Raw genomic sequence first — 16,467 nt, 5'->3', positions numbered from 1 at the left:
GAAGCAGAAATTTTTATCCTCAATTTCTTGCAATCCTCGCTACGGACGCTTAAGTACGACAGGCTGCTAGCGTTTTCTATCAGACAAGGAGGGCGAAGTGGGTTTCATTGGCACAAGTTGTTTAGTGAGATTTTGATGCAGTTTTACCGCTTTTCCATAGCATTTGTTCTTTGCCTGCTAGCTATGTCGGTTATGCCGTTATGTCATTCCTCAACCCTCATTGACTGGCATCATTCCGATGGTGACAAGCTCCGGGTTGAAATCAATAATGGCACAGATCCCCAAAGTGTGAGTCATTGGCAACTGAGTTTGTTACTTCCGGAAAGTTTCGATGACCAGAACAGCATGCTTTGCTTCAAGACACCTGTGGTGTCAGCAGACTCGGGCAGTATCGCAATAATGATAACAAACAACCCGGGCGACTACTGCTATCAACTGGTGATATTGAACAGGAAACAAACGACCGTTTTCCAGCAGACCTCTAAAAATGGCACACTTGTTCGCTTGAAATCCACGACGGCAGACAGGCCAGAACTGGCTTATGTGGGCCCCCATCAACTCCTGAACAACAAAACCCATACTACTCCACTCACCCTTCTGACCTATCCCGACAATATAACAGACAGCGGTCTGGAAGCCGGTCAAACCCGGAATAACACAGTAACATTGGCCGGAGACAAGCTGGCTGGCAACGCTGATTTCCCCGGAGGCGGCAACGGGGGCTTCTTCTATTCGTTTCCCCCTCCACCCCGGGGAGGTAGAGGTGGCTGGCCATCAGGATTATTCGAAATCGATCTGCTTGTCCTGAAGCCCGTCATTACATGGCTGATGTCCGCAGGCAAGGATTCTATCTCGTTTGAGGCACAGCCATCCCCGGCGCGTTTGAAGATTACACGCGTTAATGCCGATGGCTCTTCCAGTGAAGCCGTTATATCTGTTAGTTGGCTTGATTTCCTGAGTATTGAGCAACTGACCGATGTTCATTTCTGGAACACCCTCTTCCAGCGTGCCTCCAGCTCTTGCCCGCTCAGCGAGAACCTTCAGTGGCAGCTTGGCTGTTTAAAACTATTTCTTGAGCGCACAGCGTTGAAGACACATCATGCTGGTGGCTTAAAAGCGGGTAATGAAGATGGTGAACACTCTGACAGGCTGCCAGACAGAGAATCAAAGGACGAAAATAACGATCATCAAAAAGAGCAAAAATTTGAACCTGAAGATCAGGAAAGCAGATCACCGGGAGAAAGCGATAAAGACACGGGTGGTGGAGATAAGAGAAAAGACGACAATGGAGAGGAGAGCGAAAAGAATGCTCCGACTCAAGACCTTCAGGAACTTGCGAACCAACTTATAGCGATCATTGAAAGCGACCATCCCGATGCCGCTTTGTTGCTGAGACAAATAATGGATGAGCTAGACATGCCTCATCGATTGCAGCTTCTGGAAACGACAGGCACCAACAACAGAGGTCATTCTGTCACGCCTCTTGAGGCGGCACTGGAACTGCAGCGTTCTTTCAAAGAAAATTCATCGCGCAACTGTTTTATCAAACAGCTGATAGAAGCCACAAGCAATAAAACACGGACCTTGAATGACTTTGACATTCCGACTGCCCATCAACAGATACTTCCAGCTGGGCTGGCAATGCCCGAACCTGGCAATAACAACCTGAGGATTTTGTATAAGATTGTTGAGGACATAATCCATAAGGTCAATCAATCCGGGACACAGCCACCCATAGGAGACTTTGAGAAGTCTTGCTTCACTGAATACTTTGTTCAACTGTTCCTGCTCTATGCAAACCCATTTGGACCTGTTATTGAAGTGTTAGGGAAAATATCTGACCTGGCCATATGCCGTGATATTATGACTCGTTCACAATCATTTACATTTCCCGGCACTTTTCTGGAGATCATAAAACAATTTGTGCAGCACCCGTCTTCCGATGCATTAGTACACTTTTCAAATAGTCTGGTCATCCAGCTGCGACCTTTCTCTTCATCAAAAGAACCTTTACTTCAAAAATCTTCGCTGCAAGAGCTTGCAATCAGCAACAGTGGTCATACCTCCAACAAAACAATGGCCAGCCATGGAAATGCATACACCGATTCCATCCAGCCATTAAATGGCCACGACATTGCTTCTGACTCTTCCGACAGTCTTAAACCATCCAATGACAAATACTTACAGCAGGGAGCAAAACCAAAGCAGCGAGTCCTTGCTGATCGGTCAAATGATTCTTCTCAAAAGCGATTATCTTCATTACCTCCGTATGTTGATTATCAAACCAAACGGGCACAAGACCGACCTGACCGGGAAGCGCGGGGGGTAAATCCAAACTTCTTAAATAGACATTCGACCAATCGTTCCCTTTTAGTTGAGCAACCTTATTCCCAAACAGCTATACCTGCACAGACGAGGGATTTTCGGGAACGAACTACCCCTCCGTTGATGACTTCGGGAAATACATTTAATACAGGCGACTACCCCGAAGACCATGAGCTTCAAAATTTAGAGCGTAGTTTGGAAAAGTTAGAACATGCTGTAAATCAGTACCGCATGGATGGAATAGCATTTGAACCGGATAAAATCGCCCGGGAAAGAGAAGACAAAAAAAGGCAGCAAATTAAAGAGCTAACTGCACAGGTTCAATCGTTAATAACAGAGAATCAAAAATTAACTATAGAGAAGCAACATTTAAGTGCAGAGAATCAAGAGTTAACTATAAAGAATCAGGAGTTAGAGAGAGATAATAACGGGTTACGGGGCTGCGTGGAGTGTTTCGAATCTGACAGCAGACGCTTGGAGGCAGAACTTCAAATAACGAAGGATAAGCTTATACAACAACGTTCAATGTACGATGAGACCGATCAAGCATACCATCAGATGACAGCAACCAGTAATCCATTGATGCCTGGTAATAACACAGTACGTCGTGCTTCCCAGCAGCAGACGATCATCCAAAATGAGGCGGCAAGCCCGTTGAATGATCAGCCGAACACCGACAATGTGCAGGTCAACCCATCCGATGAGCAGTCACTCTGGTCGAATGAGGAGTTACAGCAAACGCAGCAAGAATCCCGAAAGCCGGTGTGCAAACATTACCAAAGGTTCTGCTACGTGGGTTTTGCCTGCTGCCCGGGGTATTTCCCCTGCCAAAGGTGTCATAACGAAGACGAGGATTCATGTGAAATTGAAGTCAGGGCTGTTCATGCAATGCGGCTTAAGTGTTCTCTATGTGGATATGAGGGAGAAATTACAGAAAACTCCCAGATATGCCCGGGATGTGATGAGCAAATGTGCACATATTACTGCGCAAAATGCAAACACTTCACCAGTATGGAAAAAAAACCGTTCCACTGCGATAAATGCGGTGTTTGTAGAATACACGCGGATAAATCCTTTCACTGTGATGTTTGCGGTGTCTGCCTGGACAAAAGGCTGGATGGCAATCACAAATGCCGCCTAAACTCAGGCCATGATGAGTGCTGCATCTGCCTGGAAGATGCCTTCAGCGGCTGCCAGATATTGCCCTGTTCCCACAAAGTTCATAGAGAATGCGCCATTGCGATGTATCATAACGGAATAACAACGTGCCCTGTCTGCAGACAACCTTTCAGCACTCAGCAAGCTGCAAACAATGATTAACCGTCTGACCAGACTGAATAAACGGCGCTGGCGTCTGCTTCAGATGAGACGACTTACGACACGGCTGGTGACGTCACTGAGATAACCAATGAACAGGCTACCCATGGAGGCACGGAAATGATTTTCATCCCGGCTACCCAGGGCGAGAATGCCGACGTTGTCCGGAAAGTTCAACGGTGCCAGGGCTAATGAACCGATTTCCCCGTGGTGCTCCGGAAACAGGAATTCCAGCTCACGGGTTCTCATTCGACCACAAATGACTTTCTGGCCGGAAGATTGTCTATCACTGAAGCCCGAAAGCAGATCCCCCAGAATCTCATCCGCGGTCCCGGGATCTTCTTCCCGAATGGTAAGATTGGCTGGTTGGCGGGTAAACAGAATCAGGGAATGAAAGTCGATTTCAAAATCCTGCTCCAGACCGTCCTTGAGTGTTTCGGTCGCCTGCTCAAGATCCTGACTTTCCAGAAGACCGAGCACCAGTTTGCGAGTTTGTTCAAAAAGACGGTCGTTATCCCGGGCAACATCCACCAGTTTGCCAAGCCTGCGTCGCAACTCAAGATTGTGCTCCCGTAACAGTTGTAACTGACGTTCAACCAGTGAAATCGCTACCCCTCTTTCATGGGGGATTTTGAGATCCAGCAGCAGTTCATCCTGATTCATAAAAAAGTCAGGATGGCTTTTCAGGTACCGAATTACCTGATCCGCCGTTATAGAAGTGGCCTGGTTTGCTACGCCAGCGTTCCTCTTGCTCAGGGCTGTATCACTGGTTGACGAGTCTGTCATATCCGTGTTTGTCCTTCAAATACCCGGGTAGCACTCCCGGTCATCATAACCGAGCAACCTTTTCCCGGCCAACGAATCTGAAGAGTGCCGCCCGGAAGATTAACCCGAACCTCTTCATTGAGTAACCCTTGCAAACGACCCGCTACTACCGCCGCACAGGCACCGGAACCACAGGCCAGGGTTTCACCCACACCCCGCTCATAAACCCGGAGATTGATCTCTCCGGCATCCAGTACCTGCATAAAACCGGCATTACAACGTCTGGGAAAACGACTATGACCTTCAAGCCTGGGGCCCATAGATTCAACCGGTGCCCGATTAATATCGTCCACTTGCCACACGGCATGAGGATTGCCCATGGAAACCGCCCCGACTGTCAGACTCTCTCCGTCTACATCCAGGTCATAGGTGGTTTGTGTGGACGACGCCTTGAACGGAATCTGCTGAGGCTCCAGCCCGGGAACGCCCATGTCCACCGTCACATCACCATTGTCCTCGATGGTGAGTTCCATATTACCACCGGAGGTTTGCACTCTGATGGTGTCGCGCCCGATCAGTTTCTTGTCCCTGACAAAACGGGCAAAACAACGGGCACCATTACCACACTGCTCCACCTCACTGCCATCGGCATTGAAAATCCGATAACGGAAATCCATATCCGGATCAGTGGGCGGCTCAACCATGAGCAACTGATCAAAGCCAATGCCAAAATTCCGGTCGGACAGGCTGCGAATTTTTTCCGGGGTAATGCGAATAGACTGGGTGACCCTGTCAACAACCATAAAGTCATTGCCCAAACCATGCATTTTTGTAAAGTGCAACAACATAGCGCAGTAGTTATCCCTCTGGTAGCAGTATTTCGTCAGCCCACTGGGCAGCCAGTTTTTCCCGGCGACGAACCAGATATACCTGATCACCATCGACCATTATTTCAGCAGGGCGACAGCGGGAATTATAATTGGAACTCATTCCAAAGCCATAGGCACCGGCAGAGCGGACCGCCAGTAAATCGCCTTCAGCCACTCTCAGCTTTCTGTCTTTACCCAGAAAATCTCCGGTCTCACAGATTGGACCGACCACATCGCACAGGAGTTCCTCTCTCTCGTTGTTACTGACAACCGGCTCAATACCATGCCAGGCGCTATAGATAGAGGGGCGCAGCAGATCATTCATGGCCGCATCTACCACGGTGAAGGCCTTGTGGTCAGATTGTTTGATCAGCTCAATCCCGGTGACCAACATTCCGGCCTGTGCGGCAATCGATCGTCCGGGCTCAACCACAATTTTCAGATGCTTGTGGTGCTCATTGGCGGCCAGATGCTCTCTCACCTGACTCAGGTATTCTGAAGGTGTGGGTGGCTGCTCGTGCTCTTCATAGGAAATACCCAAGCCACCGCCAATATCCAGATGTTTGAGGATAATATCCATCTCACGAAGCTGGTCAACCAGCAGCAATAGACGGTCCAGAGCATCAATAAACGGTTCTTTGGTCGTCAGCTGAGAGCCGATATGACAATCCACGCCTACCACTTCAATATTCGGCAGCTCAGCCGCCCGCTGGTAGACGGCAGGCGCAGCCTTGATATCAATACCGAATTTGTTGTCTTTCAGACCCGTAGAAATATAAGGGTGGGTTCGGGCATCAACATCCGGATTCACCCGGACAGAAACAGCGGCCACTTTGCCCATGGCCTTGGCTTCTTGCTGGATTCTTTCCAGCTCTGTTTCTGACTCAATATTAAAGCAGTGAATCCCCAGCTCCAGAGCCCTTCTGATTTCGTGACGCTGTTTGCCGACACCGGAGAACACCACTTTGGAGGCTTCACCACCGGCGGCCATGACCCGCTCCAGTTCACCGACAGACACGATGTCAAAACCTGCCCCCAGTTTTGCCAGAACATTCAGAACCGCCAGATTGCTATTCGCTTTAACGGCATAACAAATCAGGTGAGGCCAACCCTCCAGCGCCTGTTTATAGGCTTTAAAACCTTCTTCAAACCCTTTGCGGGAATAAATGTAGGCTGGGGTACCAAACTGTTCGGCAATTCGAGTCACGGGAACCTGTTCAGCGTAAAGCTCACCGTCACGACTGGGAAACCAATCCATCAGACTGTCTTACTCTCTATCATGAAATTTCTGGGGAGCATTATTCTACTTTTATGGGCTTAAGGCATCTATGCGCTTGGGGCATCTCTGCGCTTCGGTCGTCTGTCTCTCCCCGGAGACTGATTACTCTGACCCGCTATGTGTCAACTGCTGGGTGTCACCATCCTTTGGAAGATACAAATCTCCCTTCTGACCGCACCCGGCAAGCAGAAGAGTGGTGAACATGAGGGCAATGAGGGCTCTCATGAAAGGCTCCTTGTACTTTTTACCATGAGCCGATTCGCTCAGGGCTGTGTGGATAGTCACTCACCACAGAACAGCCATTCTTTGAAATGGCTGTTTCAGCAATGATCAACCGCTGAGTATAATCTGCATCAAACTGCGGCGATAGCCCTAACTGACGGATACACTGATGAACGAAAGTGAGTACCATGACCTCCTGGACGACCTGATGGTCGCCCTTGAAGACGCCATAGAAGAGGCAGAGCTGGATATTGATTATGAAACCGCCGCAGGCATTCTCACTCTGACCTGTGAAGATAACTCCAAAGTCATTCTGAGTCGGCAGACACCCGTGCTGCAATTATGGCTGGCCGCAAAAGGTGGCGGCTTTCACTTTGATTACGATGAAGACAAAGGGCAGTGGCTTGCTGACAGCAACGGTGAAGAGTTTATGCAGGTATTGAATCGCTGTCTGAGTGAGCAGTATGGGGAGGCGGTAGAGCTTTCTGTCTGAGTTTTGGGGAAGCTTTAGCTTCCTGATTCAGGTTTTCTGAAAAACAAAAAGGCGAAACCCGGATAGGGCTTCGCCTTTTTTGACAGCGTCTGAGGAAGCCGAATACGCCTCCTCAAATACTGCGTAGTGTCAAGCTGACTGCTTCTGTGGATTAGAAGTAGTACAGAGCCTGTACAGCGTAGGTGTCGTCCAGATCTTTACTGCCATCAGCAGCAACTTTCTCGCCACGGGTGTATTCGAAAGCGAACTGCATTGGGCCAGTTTCATAGATGGCGCCCACCATGTAATCAGAGAACTGAGCGTCAGTCTTGTCACCAGTGTAGGTGTCGTCAGCAGTCAGCTGGTTGAAACCAGACTGCAGGTAGAAACCTTCAACAACCTGAGGCAGGGCCAGCTTACCGTACAGTTCGATACCGGTAGATTCTTTGTCCAGAGTGCCTTTAACTACAGCCGTCTTGTTTTCGAACTGACCGTAGGTAGCTGCCAGGTAGAGAGCTTCGTTTTCGTACTTGGCACCAACGGTAGCAGAGGTAGACTTGTCAGAACCACTGTAATCTGGTGTGTTAGTTGGAAGAGTCGGAGGAACATTATCTACTACGTTAGCGTACTTGGTTTCGTTGTAGGTAGCACCCAGAGACAGACCCATCGGCAGGTCGTAGCTCAGAGCAACACCATAGCTTGAGTCACGAGTTCCGGATTCACCAGTCAGAGTCTTACCACCGGTACCTTTCAACTGGTACTGGATACCAACATTCAGACCACCAAAGCTGTTGCGGTACTGGATTACATCGTCAGCACGAGCAGTACCATCGGTGTCACCATTGTCATGTCCAGCATCGGCATCAGTTGCCAGACCAGTACGACCGCTGTAAACACCCATAGCATTACCACCGCCGATGGCGAACTGGTCAGTCCAGCCAGATACGTCAGAGGTTACGGACCATGCTTTACCCGCAGTGAAGGCGCCGTAGGTGTCGTGGCTCAGGCCAACGTTACCCAGACGGTTGAAGAACTGGTCGTCCTGATCACCGTCAACAGCGTAGAAGCCCCACTCAGCAACAGCGGAACCGGTCCAGCCGCTGGAAAACTTGTGAGCGTACTTGAAGTTGATACGCGGGCTGGCATCTTTCATCTCAGCATCGGAACCATTGCTCTTCATGGTTTTAGCGCCGATCTTACCGCCGATGCTCAGGCTGTTAACGTCATCGTTATAAACTTCCAGGGCCATTGCCTGACCGGCAACAAGGGAAGCTACTAAAGTGGCAAGCAGTTTCTTCTGCATGGTCACTAGACTCCTAACTCAATGTGTTGTGTTGTTTGGATCTTTTTTCTGCTTTTTATATGTGATCACGAATTATTAAAAGTGATTCTATGACCGAGCAGTTATATGCGGATTCTTATAAGTTCCGGGACGATCATCACATCACTAAAACTGATATCCCCATTCAATATTCGATATTGCTTGATATTTATACCTATACAGCTGCGGTCAAATACTCTCGCATACGACAACAAAATAGATGAAGCTACCTATTGAACTCCCTGCAACCTCCCTTTGACGAAACCATTGAACGCAACTTATTTGCGTAAATTTTTTATAAACCTGGTAAAAATTGGTAAAAGAGATACCCAATTCTGTGGCATCAAGAACCCTTAAAAGACACAAATAAACGACAAATCTTATGTTTTTAGTAAAATGAGGGACGATTAGCATGGATCGAAAAGAATATTACGTAGATCAGTATTCAAACCACGAAAGGCCACAGGGCGGGATAAGCAGATAGGTCGTCATTGCTTCAGAAGCAGCAGATCAGTAGGAAGAACTCTTTAGAAAGAGAGTATTTATTCTGATCAGAGCAAGCTGTCTTCAGCTCACTCTGATTCGGCATTAAAAAGTCTGATTCAGCCCCATATCCCAGAAGCCAATTTCCAGACGGGTAGCTTCCCTGAAAGTACGATAGAGAGAGTCCATTCGCCCATCAGAAAACCGACTGTCGGCCAGCTTTTCAATCGCTTCAACCTGTCTGACAGCCCCCTGCACAAACTCCTCACCCCCATAGGTCTGGATCCATTTCCAATAGGGGTTACCTTCTCTTTTCGTTGCCGGATCATTGATCAGTCTCAGACCAATCTCTGCATAGCCCACCGCACAGGGCGAGAGGGCTGTCTGGAGATCCAGAATATCGCCTGCCATTCCTCGCTCAAGCACATAGCGGGTATAGGCCATATTAGCCCTGGCTTCTGGCTGACTGACCACATCCTGCTCAGTCATTCCCCACTCAGCGCAATACTCCAGATGAAGATTCATCTCTGAAAGAATCCCGGCCACGGAGTCAGAAGCCGCTTTCATATCCTCAAGATTGTCGGCCTTGTAGACCGCCAGGGCATAAGCTCTGGCAAAGTGAATCAGAAACAGATAGTCCTGCTGCAAATAGTGCTTGAAACTCTCCAGAGGCAGGGTCCCGTCAGCAATGCCCTGAACAAACTCGTGATGACAATAACGGTGCCAATCATCAGCACAGGCTGTTTTCATTTGGCAGTAAAGCGTATCGGGATGATCCAACCGAGAGGTCATGATTAAGTCCACAAAAGGTATTGAGAAAAGGCGAAATCATAACCTGAATGTTCAAGTAGAGCACCAAGCCGTTATACTTCACCTTTTGGCACGAACAGGTTAGATCCATGCTGACTCAAACCATGATCGACAAACTCAACGATCAGATCAATCTGGAGTTTTACTCCTCCAACCTTTATCTGCAAATGGCTTCCTGGTGCGAAGCCCAGGGGCTTGATGGCTGCAACGAGTTTCTGCGCCGCCATGCCCGGGAAGAGATGGAGCATATGCAAAAGCTCTTTGACTACGTGAATGAGACAGGCGCTATGGCTATCATCGGTGCAATCAATGCACCACCCCACCAGTATGAATCGGTAAGAGATATCTTCCAGCGAACCTACGAGCACGAGTGCGAAGTGACCCGTTGTATCAACGAGCTGGCACACACCGCTTTTACTGAAAAGGACTATAGTACCTTCAACTTTCTGCAGTGGTATGTATCCGAGCAGCACGAGGAAGAGAAACTGTTCAAAGGCATTCTGGATAAAATCGATATGATTGGCTTTGAAGGCAAGGGCCTTTACTACATCGACAATGAAGTGTTGAAACTGGTAGCTGCCATGCCTCCTGTTACGGCCGCCTGACAGTCTACACCCCTGTCAGGGAAGGCAGGGTTACTACTGGCATACAGGACACAAAGGTGATTGCTTTGCCCATTCATCAAGGCATGCCTGGCAATAAAAATGTTTTGCACAGGCTGCAAGTGCAGGGTTTTTCAAGGGTTCTAAACAGATAAGGCATAATCCTGTAAAGATCTGCCCTGCCAAGTAGTCGGCAGCTTCTATAAACAATTTGTGCTCTGTTCTTTTAGCAATGAGTCTGGAAATGGCCAGCAATGAGCTTTCATCACTCTTAAAATATACGCTTACGTCACATGCAATATTATATAAAAAACTTAACATCAAGCCCATTGAAAAAATAGCAATACGTTTAGCATTATGAGCATTGCCGGATTTAGATCTATAGAAATTTATTAAAGCAACAGTTGCTATTTCAGATACTCGTAATCGCAGCCTGTATTCATCATAATATAACGACAGATAGGCCAATAAATCGAACAGGCCAGTGTAAAAAAACTGTACGTAATCTTCATATGACGTAGCATGGTCGGAACTTACATATTCATCATAATATAACGAGAAAGCGGTTAATAAATTCGACAGGCCACTGGAAAAACTCTGTTCGTAATCTTCACAGGAAGCAGTATGGTTGGAACTTATACACTCATCATAAGTATTAACTTGAGATCCGTAAGAAGCAGCACAAAATATTAGTAAGATAAATATCACTAATTTGCGTAGATGAGGCATATTCATTATTCATATCAAAAAAATCAGCACGATGCAGCTGCGGGCGCTCTCTGAATTATCAGTCCATCAGACTGATCGTTTTTATCGCTCTGCACAGCATGACCCGACCGGGCGATGCTTTACGCGAAATTAAAATACCTCCTGCCACAGCAGCCTTGCCATCCCAGACAAGGGACGGCAAAGCTTCGAGAAATCAGGCCATAAACAGAACCCGATCAACCAGCTTATCGATCCCTTCAGCAGCTTCGCTGATGCGTCTGGCAATCATATAGGCTGGAGTGGTCACCAGTTTGCGCTGCTCATCCACCACAATATCATCCACAGCACACTCTACATGTCTGACACCCGTCTGCTCCAGTGCCGCAGCCGTTTCAGCATCATTGCCAATGGTGGCCAGAACGCCCTCACCGTATATACGACCGGCAATAGCAGGGGCAATACACATCAGCCCAACAGGTTTACCGGCTTCTGCGAAAGACCTGGCTGCCGTGCTGACGTCACTCTGAACCTTGAGTTCGCTGCCACTGAAAGCAAAATCCGATAAATTTTTTGCTGCCCCAAAACCGCCGGGCAAAATCAGGGCATCAAAGTCTTCAGCCCCGAGTTCTCCCAGGGGCCTGATCTCACCCCGCGCAATCCTGGCTGCTTCCACCAGTACATTTCGTCCCTCGTCCATTTCATCGCCCGTTACATGATTAATGACGTGGTGCTGAGCAACATCGGGTGCAAAGCACTGGTAGCTGGCTCCACGGCGATCAAGACTGAGCAGGGTTAGAACGGCTTCCTGGATTTCGCTGCCGTCAAACACACCTGACCCGGAAAGAATAACCGCTACTTTCTTACTCATAGATAGTCCCCATTTATTACCGTCACGACAGAGAGGCAGACTAAAGATTGCTGCTTTTAGATGACCAACTGACTCTGAAAATCATCAGCCAAAAGCGAAAAAAACATTCCAATAATATAGTGGGCTGAAAGAGAAGGTGAAATTATTTTCAAAATTAACCGATAGACTGAAACAGATAACGTCGACGACGCCGTTCTAGTCGAGCTAGACTGAAGCAAAAATGCTTGAATGGAGTCCCTGTCCTATTGAAAAAGCTTCTGGCTCTGAGACTTTTGACATTGTCCATAATGATGTTTACCACAGGCCTGATTACCGGTTGGTGGTGGCATGAAATGCTCGATAATAAGAGTGAAAAGGCTTCGTTTGAAGTTCTGAACTACCGAAATTGGCTACCTCTTGGGGATTCCAGCAATACGCTGGAACCGCTCGACATACCTCAGGAAATCATTGATTTTGAGCAGGCTCTGGAAGACCTCAGATACGATGACGCTCTGATTATTTTTCAACGGCAGGAGCGACTGAATTCAGACCTCAGCGAACGGCTGGTGACAGTCCTGATGCAAAAAACAGATGAATGGTCTGAGCACAGGGAATACAGCATTGCTGCACTGGAACGTTTTACCCAACACTATTATCAGAACCCGGCTCTGCTGCATAAGCTGTCAGAACTCTACACTGCTCAGTATGAGCTGGAGAAAGCCATTGAGGTGCTGATCAACGCTCAATCATTCACCAGCGATCCTGATAAGCTGAGGAATATGGCCACCAGAATCCACGAACTCAGCCGGCTTGTTTATGATAACAGGCAGACAAACCAACAACTCCATGAAACCCTGCCCCTCTTCCAGAAACTGGCAACAATGGAACCTGATCGCGCTTTTTACCGGTTTGCACTGGCTCAAGGTTACTTGTCCACAGACGATTCTGACCATGCCATTCGCGAGCTGGAGTTGTTGCAGACCGACGAAGAGTTTGGTCGACAGGCTTCCCGGCAACTGTCTGACCTGTTACCCCCTGTTCAGGAAGAACCCGAGGAGATGCCTGCCTCAGCCATTCCTCTTATTGCCGAAGGCAATCACTACATTGTGGCCGCTCTGACTCAGAATAAAAGCCAGTCGCGACTGCTGATTGATACCGGAGCCAGTTTGACAACTTTGCCCGATGCTTTATTGAAAGAGCTTAAACGTAAGAAAATGGCCTACCGGGTGGGTCATACCGAGTTGAAAACAGCCAGTGGGATTGCCTTTGCCCCTATCTATCGGGTGAAAGAGTTACATCTCGGTCAATACGTTATCAAAGACTTGGAAGTGGCGGGATTAGACTTGGGCTATGCCTTTGCAGAAGGACTGCTGGGCATGAATGTTCTGGGCCAGTTCCATTTCCAGATCGATCAGGACCGCAACCATCTGATTCTGACACCCCGCTGACACCAGAGTGTTACCCTTACCTGTTACGCATTAGTACTTATTTTCTGCCAAGGTAACAAAATTTCGTAACCTTTTCGTCACCCTAACGCCACCGGAAAGTTTAATTATCATTAAAATTCAATAAGTTAAGCAAACTGGCACAGCATATGCGTAACACTGACAAAACAATAATAATAAGCTCACATAATAAAAATAATAAGCGCGGCCTACATAATAATAACAAGAGCATAGGTAAGTTGATTATTTTGCAGTATGCCCTCCGGGTTTTCCATGGAAAAGGTAGCCAGCAAAATTATCCGTTTACATCTCAGGCGACACAATAAAGATAATAATTATCCGCCAGCAGAGGGGGAGGTTTGACCTCCCCCTTTTTTTCTTTTCTATCGAACAACTGTACGAACTGTACGGTGTGCCGAGATGAATTCCTTGGGACTATAAACCAGTGTCAACCCTACCCACTGGGATGCTATGATGTACGCCAGACCGGAGCAGTCCATCTGATCCACCGCGACGATATTACTGACTAACCAACAAAGATTTCATGCAAAACTCATCATGACAGGCATCATTATTATAGTGTTAGTGGTGCTGGGCATCTCGCTTGCTGCTTATTACTTCTGGCTTAGGTCATCCTCAGAAAAAGACCCGGCACCCTCTGAATCGCAGCTTCCTGATCCCGACTCTACCCGGGAGCCTGATGACTTCTACTATAGAGACCAGACTCGCACTCCTCGTGAAAATCACCCTATTTCACGGCGGGAAATCAGTGAGAATGCCCTGAAAGTCCTTCACCGGCTGAACACTAATGGCTACGAAGCTTACCTGGTAGGCGGCTGCATCCGTGACCTTTACCTGGGTCTTCACCCTAAAGATTTCGACGTTGCCACCAATGCAACGCCTGAACAGGTTCGCAGACTTTTCCGTAACTCCCGGATCATCGGTCGCAGATTCAAGCTGGTGCACATTCTGTTTGGTCGCGAAATGATTGAGGTGGCCACTTTCAGAGCCAGTCATGATGAAGCCCGCAATGACAACCACAGCAGGGACAAGTCCGATCACTCCGATTCCGGACGGATTCTGAGAGACAACGTTTACGGCTCTATAAAAGACGACGCTATTCGTCGAGACTTTACCGTCAACGCACTCTATTATGACGTCCGTGACTACTCCGTCATAGATTATTGCGGTGGTGTTCAGGACCTTGAAAATAACACTTTAAAGTTGATTGGCGATCCGGTTAAACGATACCACGAAGATCCGGTTCGAATGATGCGAGCCCTGCGCTTTGTGGCCAAGCTGGATTTTGATATGGATCCCGCAACAGCAGACCCCATCTATGACCTTGGTCATCTGTTGAGTGACATTCCATCGGCCAGACTGTTTGACGAAGTGCTAAAACTACTGCAGTCGGGCAAAGGAGTAAGAACTTTCCACCTCATGCGTGAGTTTAGTCTGCTTCAGTACCTGTTCCCGGCAACACATCACAGTCTTGAAGCTCAGGATGAATTAGCTGAAGCACTGATTATCAGGGCACTGGAAAGTACCGATTCACGGATTACCCGAGGCAAGCCTGTCACCCCCGCCTTCTTGTTTGCTGCCTTCCTCTGGGCTCCGCTGCAGAGACTGGCCGGGGATCTCCGCGATCAGGGCGTGCCTCCCACACCCGCCCTGCAACAGGCAGCCATGGTCGTGCTGGATAATCAGTGTGCTCATACTGCGATTCCTAAACGTTTCACCATGGTAGTTCGGGATATATGGGAAATGCAGTACCGACTGGAACGCCGTCAGCCCAAGGCCATTGAAACCTTGATGGAACACCCTAAATTCAGGGCTGCCTATGATTTTCTGGTACTCAGGGAAGCCGCCGGTGAAGAACTGAACGATGCAGGGCAGTGGTGGACTGATATCCAGGACTCTTCGGATCAGGATAGAAGCAGCATGATTCACGACCTTCGCTCCCATCCCGATGGCAAAGGCGGTCAGAAACGAAGAAGACGCCGCCCACGCAAGCGTCCACCGGTCCTGAACAAACCAAAATGAACCACTGTAGCTGAACAATTATGACCACCGCCTATATAGCCCTGGGCAGCAATCTGGAAAATCCCGGCCTGCAATTGCAAAGAGCTGTGGACGACATTGATTCATTGCCCGAAGTTGAAGTATCAGGCTGTTCAAAGCTCTACATCAGTGATCCGGTCGGCCCTAAAGGGCAGCCTGACTATTGCAACGCTGCCGTCCGGATTGAAACCAGACTCGCACCGCTGGCATTACTGGACATCATGCAAGCCATTGAAAATGACCACGGCAGGGTCAGAACCGTGCGCTGGGGGCCCAGAACGCTTGACCTCGATATAATCCTTTACGGTGATAACATCATTGAGTCCGAACGTCTGACTGTGCCCCACTATCAGATGCATGTGAGGAACTTTGTACTCTGTCCAATACTGGATATAGACCCTGAACTCACCCTTCCTGATGGCCGCAAAGCAGCCACACTGCTAGCGGAAGTCGGAACTGATGGTATTGAAGTAATGGCAACTCACTACCCCTGGTTTTGACTTCTCCCCGGACGTAAAGAGGGTGTCGCAAAAGTAGCGAGGCGCAGCACTTTTGCGACAGCCTCAAAGGCGGGAATCATTCAGCTTGGGTTGATAAGCTTGCGGTTATACCTGCTGGCGAGTACCCACTCTTTTTTTTATATCAAGATTCGTTACGAAATTGTCTCCTACAGAGGAGCGGTTGTCAGATTAAGGACTGAGGTCATCATCCTGATCCACATCAGGAAACTTGCGTTTTTGATGTATTCTTTTGTGATTCGACATAGCTTGAGCATTCTTGGAGACCGTTCCGCATAGACGCCGCTGGCCGTCCTCCCCGATCATGGTTACGTCACAGTTACGTTGCCTGGTGTGGGGTTCCAATAGCTTTTGAAAAGCGAACTGACAACGGCAACCACTTTTACAGATATCCCTGAATAAGGGTTGGAGCATAGTGGAGTG

15 protein-coding genes are annotated in these 16,467 nt (G+C 48.4%); 6 read left to right on the top strand and 9 right to left on the bottom strand.

Annotated features, from left to right (window positions below; translation table 11 throughout):
- Positions 1-135: 135 nt before the first annotated feature.
- Positions 136-3,645, top strand: coding sequence for a CHY zinc finger protein (locus KDK18_RS06095; RefSeq protein WP_257253957.1), 3,510 nt, complete (start codon positions 136-138; stop codon positions 3,643-3,645).
- A gap of 39 nt (positions 3,646-3,684) precedes the next feature.
- Here the strand turns inward: KDK18_RS06095 and KDK18_RS06090 are convergent, their stop codons facing one another.
- The 4 genes from KDK18_RS06090 to KDK18_RS06075 form a co-directional block, all read right to left on the bottom strand.
- A complete protein-coding gene (locus KDK18_RS06090) occupies positions 3,685-4,428 on the bottom strand; it encodes a DUF484 family protein (RefSeq protein WP_257253956.1) in 744 nt (247 codons plus the stop codon).
- Positions 4,425-5,255 carry a diaminopimelate epimerase gene (gene dapF, locus KDK18_RS06085; RefSeq protein WP_257253954.1) on the bottom strand — a complete coding sequence of 277 codons (831 nt, stop codon included), beginning with the start codon at positions 5,253-5,255 and terminating at the stop codon, positions 4,425-4,427. The genes KDK18_RS06090 and dapF overlap by 4 nt, the downstream gene beginning before the upstream one ends.
- Positions 5,256-5,265: 10 nt before the next feature.
- Positions 5,266-6,534 carry a diaminopimelate decarboxylase gene (lysA, locus tag KDK18_RS06080; RefSeq protein ID WP_257253951.1) on the bottom strand — a complete coding sequence of 423 codons (1,269 nt, stop codon included), beginning with the start codon at positions 6,532-6,534 and terminating at the stop codon, positions 5,266-5,268.
- Positions 6,535-6,657: 123 nt separating this feature from the next.
- Positions 6,658-6,840 (bottom strand): lipoprotein, encoded by a 183-nt coding sequence (locus tag KDK18_RS06075; RefSeq protein WP_257253950.1) that lies wholly within the window; start codon positions 6,838-6,840, stop codon positions 6,658-6,660.
- 106 nt (positions 6,841-6,946) lie between these two features.
- Between KDK18_RS06075 and cyaY the strand changes: the two genes are divergently transcribed.
- Positions 6,947-7,270: an iron donor protein CyaY gene (gene cyaY, locus KDK18_RS06070; RefSeq protein ID WP_257253949.1), complete on the top strand. Its 324-nt coding sequence runs from the start codon at positions 6,947-6,949 to the stop codon at positions 7,268-7,270.
- A gap of 151 nt (positions 7,271-7,421) precedes the next feature.
- Here cyaY and KDK18_RS06065 read toward each other — a convergent pair whose 3' ends face one another.
- Positions 7,422-8,552 carry a porin gene (locus KDK18_RS06065; protein ID WP_257253947.1) on the bottom strand — a complete coding sequence of 377 codons (1,131 nt, stop codon included), beginning with the start codon at positions 8,550-8,552 and terminating at the stop codon, positions 7,422-7,424.
- Positions 8,553-9,158: 606 nt separating this feature from the next.
- Entirely contained in the window at positions 9,159-9,845 is a 687-nt protein-coding gene (tenA, locus tag KDK18_RS06060) for a thiaminase II (RefSeq protein ID WP_257253944.1), read from the bottom strand.
- A 107-nt stretch (positions 9,846-9,952) separates the two neighbouring features.
- Between tenA and ftnA the strand changes: the two genes are divergently transcribed.
- The gene (ftnA, locus tag KDK18_RS06055) at positions 9,953-10,468 is read left to right on the top strand and encodes a non-heme ferritin (RefSeq protein WP_257253943.1); all 516 of its coding nucleotides are present in this window, start codon (positions 9,953-9,955) and stop codon (positions 10,466-10,468) included.
- Between the two features lie 33 nt (positions 10,469-10,501).
- Here ftnA and KDK18_RS06050 read toward each other — a convergent pair whose 3' ends face one another.
- Positions 10,502-11,194 (bottom strand): RING finger domain-containing protein, encoded by a 693-nt coding sequence (locus KDK18_RS06050; RefSeq protein ID WP_257253941.1) that lies wholly within the window; start codon positions 11,192-11,194, stop codon positions 10,502-10,504.
- 193 nt (positions 11,195-11,387) lie between these two features.
- The gene (gene elbB / locus KDK18_RS06045; protein ID WP_257253939.1) at positions 11,388-12,041 is read right to left on the bottom strand and encodes an isoprenoid biosynthesis glyoxalase ElbB; all 654 of its coding nucleotides are present in this window, start codon (positions 12,039-12,041) and stop codon (positions 11,388-11,390) included.
- Between the two features lie 245 nt (positions 12,042-12,286).
- Here elbB and KDK18_RS06040 point away from each other — a divergent pair, with 245 nt between their 5' ends.
- The 3 genes from KDK18_RS06040 (at position 12,287) to folK (ending at position 16,026) form a co-directional block, all read left to right on the top strand.
- On the top strand, positions 12,287-13,468 hold the full coding sequence (locus KDK18_RS06040; RefSeq protein ID WP_257253938.1) for a retropepsin-like aspartic protease: 1,182 nt from the start codon (positions 12,287-12,289) through the stop codon (positions 13,466-13,468).
- A 555-nt stretch (positions 13,469-14,023) separates the two neighbouring features.
- On the top strand, positions 14,024-15,508 hold the full coding sequence (gene pcnB / locus KDK18_RS06035; protein WP_257253937.1) for a polynucleotide adenylyltransferase PcnB: 1,485 nt from the start codon (positions 14,024-14,026) through the stop codon (positions 15,506-15,508).
- A gap of 20 nt (positions 15,509-15,528) precedes the next feature.
- Positions 15,529-16,026, top strand: a complete 498-nt coding sequence (gene folK, locus KDK18_RS06030; RefSeq protein ID WP_257253935.1) for a 2-amino-4-hydroxy-6-hydroxymethyldihydropteridine diphosphokinase — start codon at positions 15,529-15,531, stop codon at positions 16,024-16,026.
- Positions 16,027-16,215: 189 nt separating this feature from the next.
- Here the strand turns inward: folK and KDK18_RS06025 are convergent.
- Positions 16,216-16,467, bottom strand: a 252-nt coding sequence (locus KDK18_RS06025; protein ID WP_257253934.1) for a hypothetical protein, incomplete at its 5' end; no start/stop codon positions are given.

The sequence above is a fragment of the Endozoicomonas sp. SESOKO3 genome, assembly GCF_024606255.1.
The sequence above is the reverse complement of the archived record's forward strand: the minus strand, read 5'-3'. Positions and strand labels throughout refer to the sequence as shown.

Coding starts and splice junctions, on each gene's coding strand:
- elbB (WP_257253939.1), bottom strand. CDS start 12,041: ATGAGTAAGAAAGTAGCGGTTATTCTTTCCGGGTCAGGTGTGTTTGAC.
- KDK18_RS06050 (WP_257253941.1), bottom strand. CDS start 11,194: ATGCCTCATCTACGCAAATTAGTGATATTTATCTTACTAATATTTTGT.
- lysA (WP_257253951.1), bottom strand. CDS start 6,534: ATGGATTGGTTTCCCAGTCGTGACGGTGAGCTTTACGCTGAACAGGTT.
- tenA (WP_257253944.1), bottom strand. CDS start 9,845: ATGACCTCTCGGTTGGATCATCCCGATACGCTTTACTGCCAAATGAAA.
- dapF (WP_257253954.1), bottom strand. CDS start 5,255: ATGTTGTTGCACTTTACAAAAATGCATGGTTTGGGCAATGACTTTATG.
- cyaY (WP_257253949.1), top strand. CDS start 6,947: ATGAACGAAAGTGAGTACCATGACCTCCTGGACGACCTGATGGTCGCC.
- KDK18_RS06090 (WP_257253956.1), bottom strand. CDS start 4,428: ATGACAGACTCGTCAACCAGTGATACAGCCCTGAGCAAGAGGAACGCT.
- KDK18_RS06065 (WP_257253947.1), bottom strand. CDS start 8,552: ATGCAGAAGAAACTGCTTGCCACTTTAGTAGCTTCCCTTGTTGCCGGT.
- pcnB (WP_257253937.1), top strand. CDS start 14,024: ATGACAGGCATCATTATTATAGTGTTAGTGGTGCTGGGCATCTCGCTT.
- KDK18_RS06095 (WP_257253957.1), top strand. CDS start 136: ATGCAGTTTTACCGCTTTTCCATAGCATTTGTTCTTTGCCTGCTAGCT.
- ftnA (WP_257253943.1), top strand. CDS start 9,953: ATGCTGACTCAAACCATGATCGACAAACTCAACGATCAGATCAATCTG.
- folK (WP_257253935.1), top strand. CDS start 15,529: ATGACCACCGCCTATATAGCCCTGGGCAGCAATCTGGAAAATCCCGGC.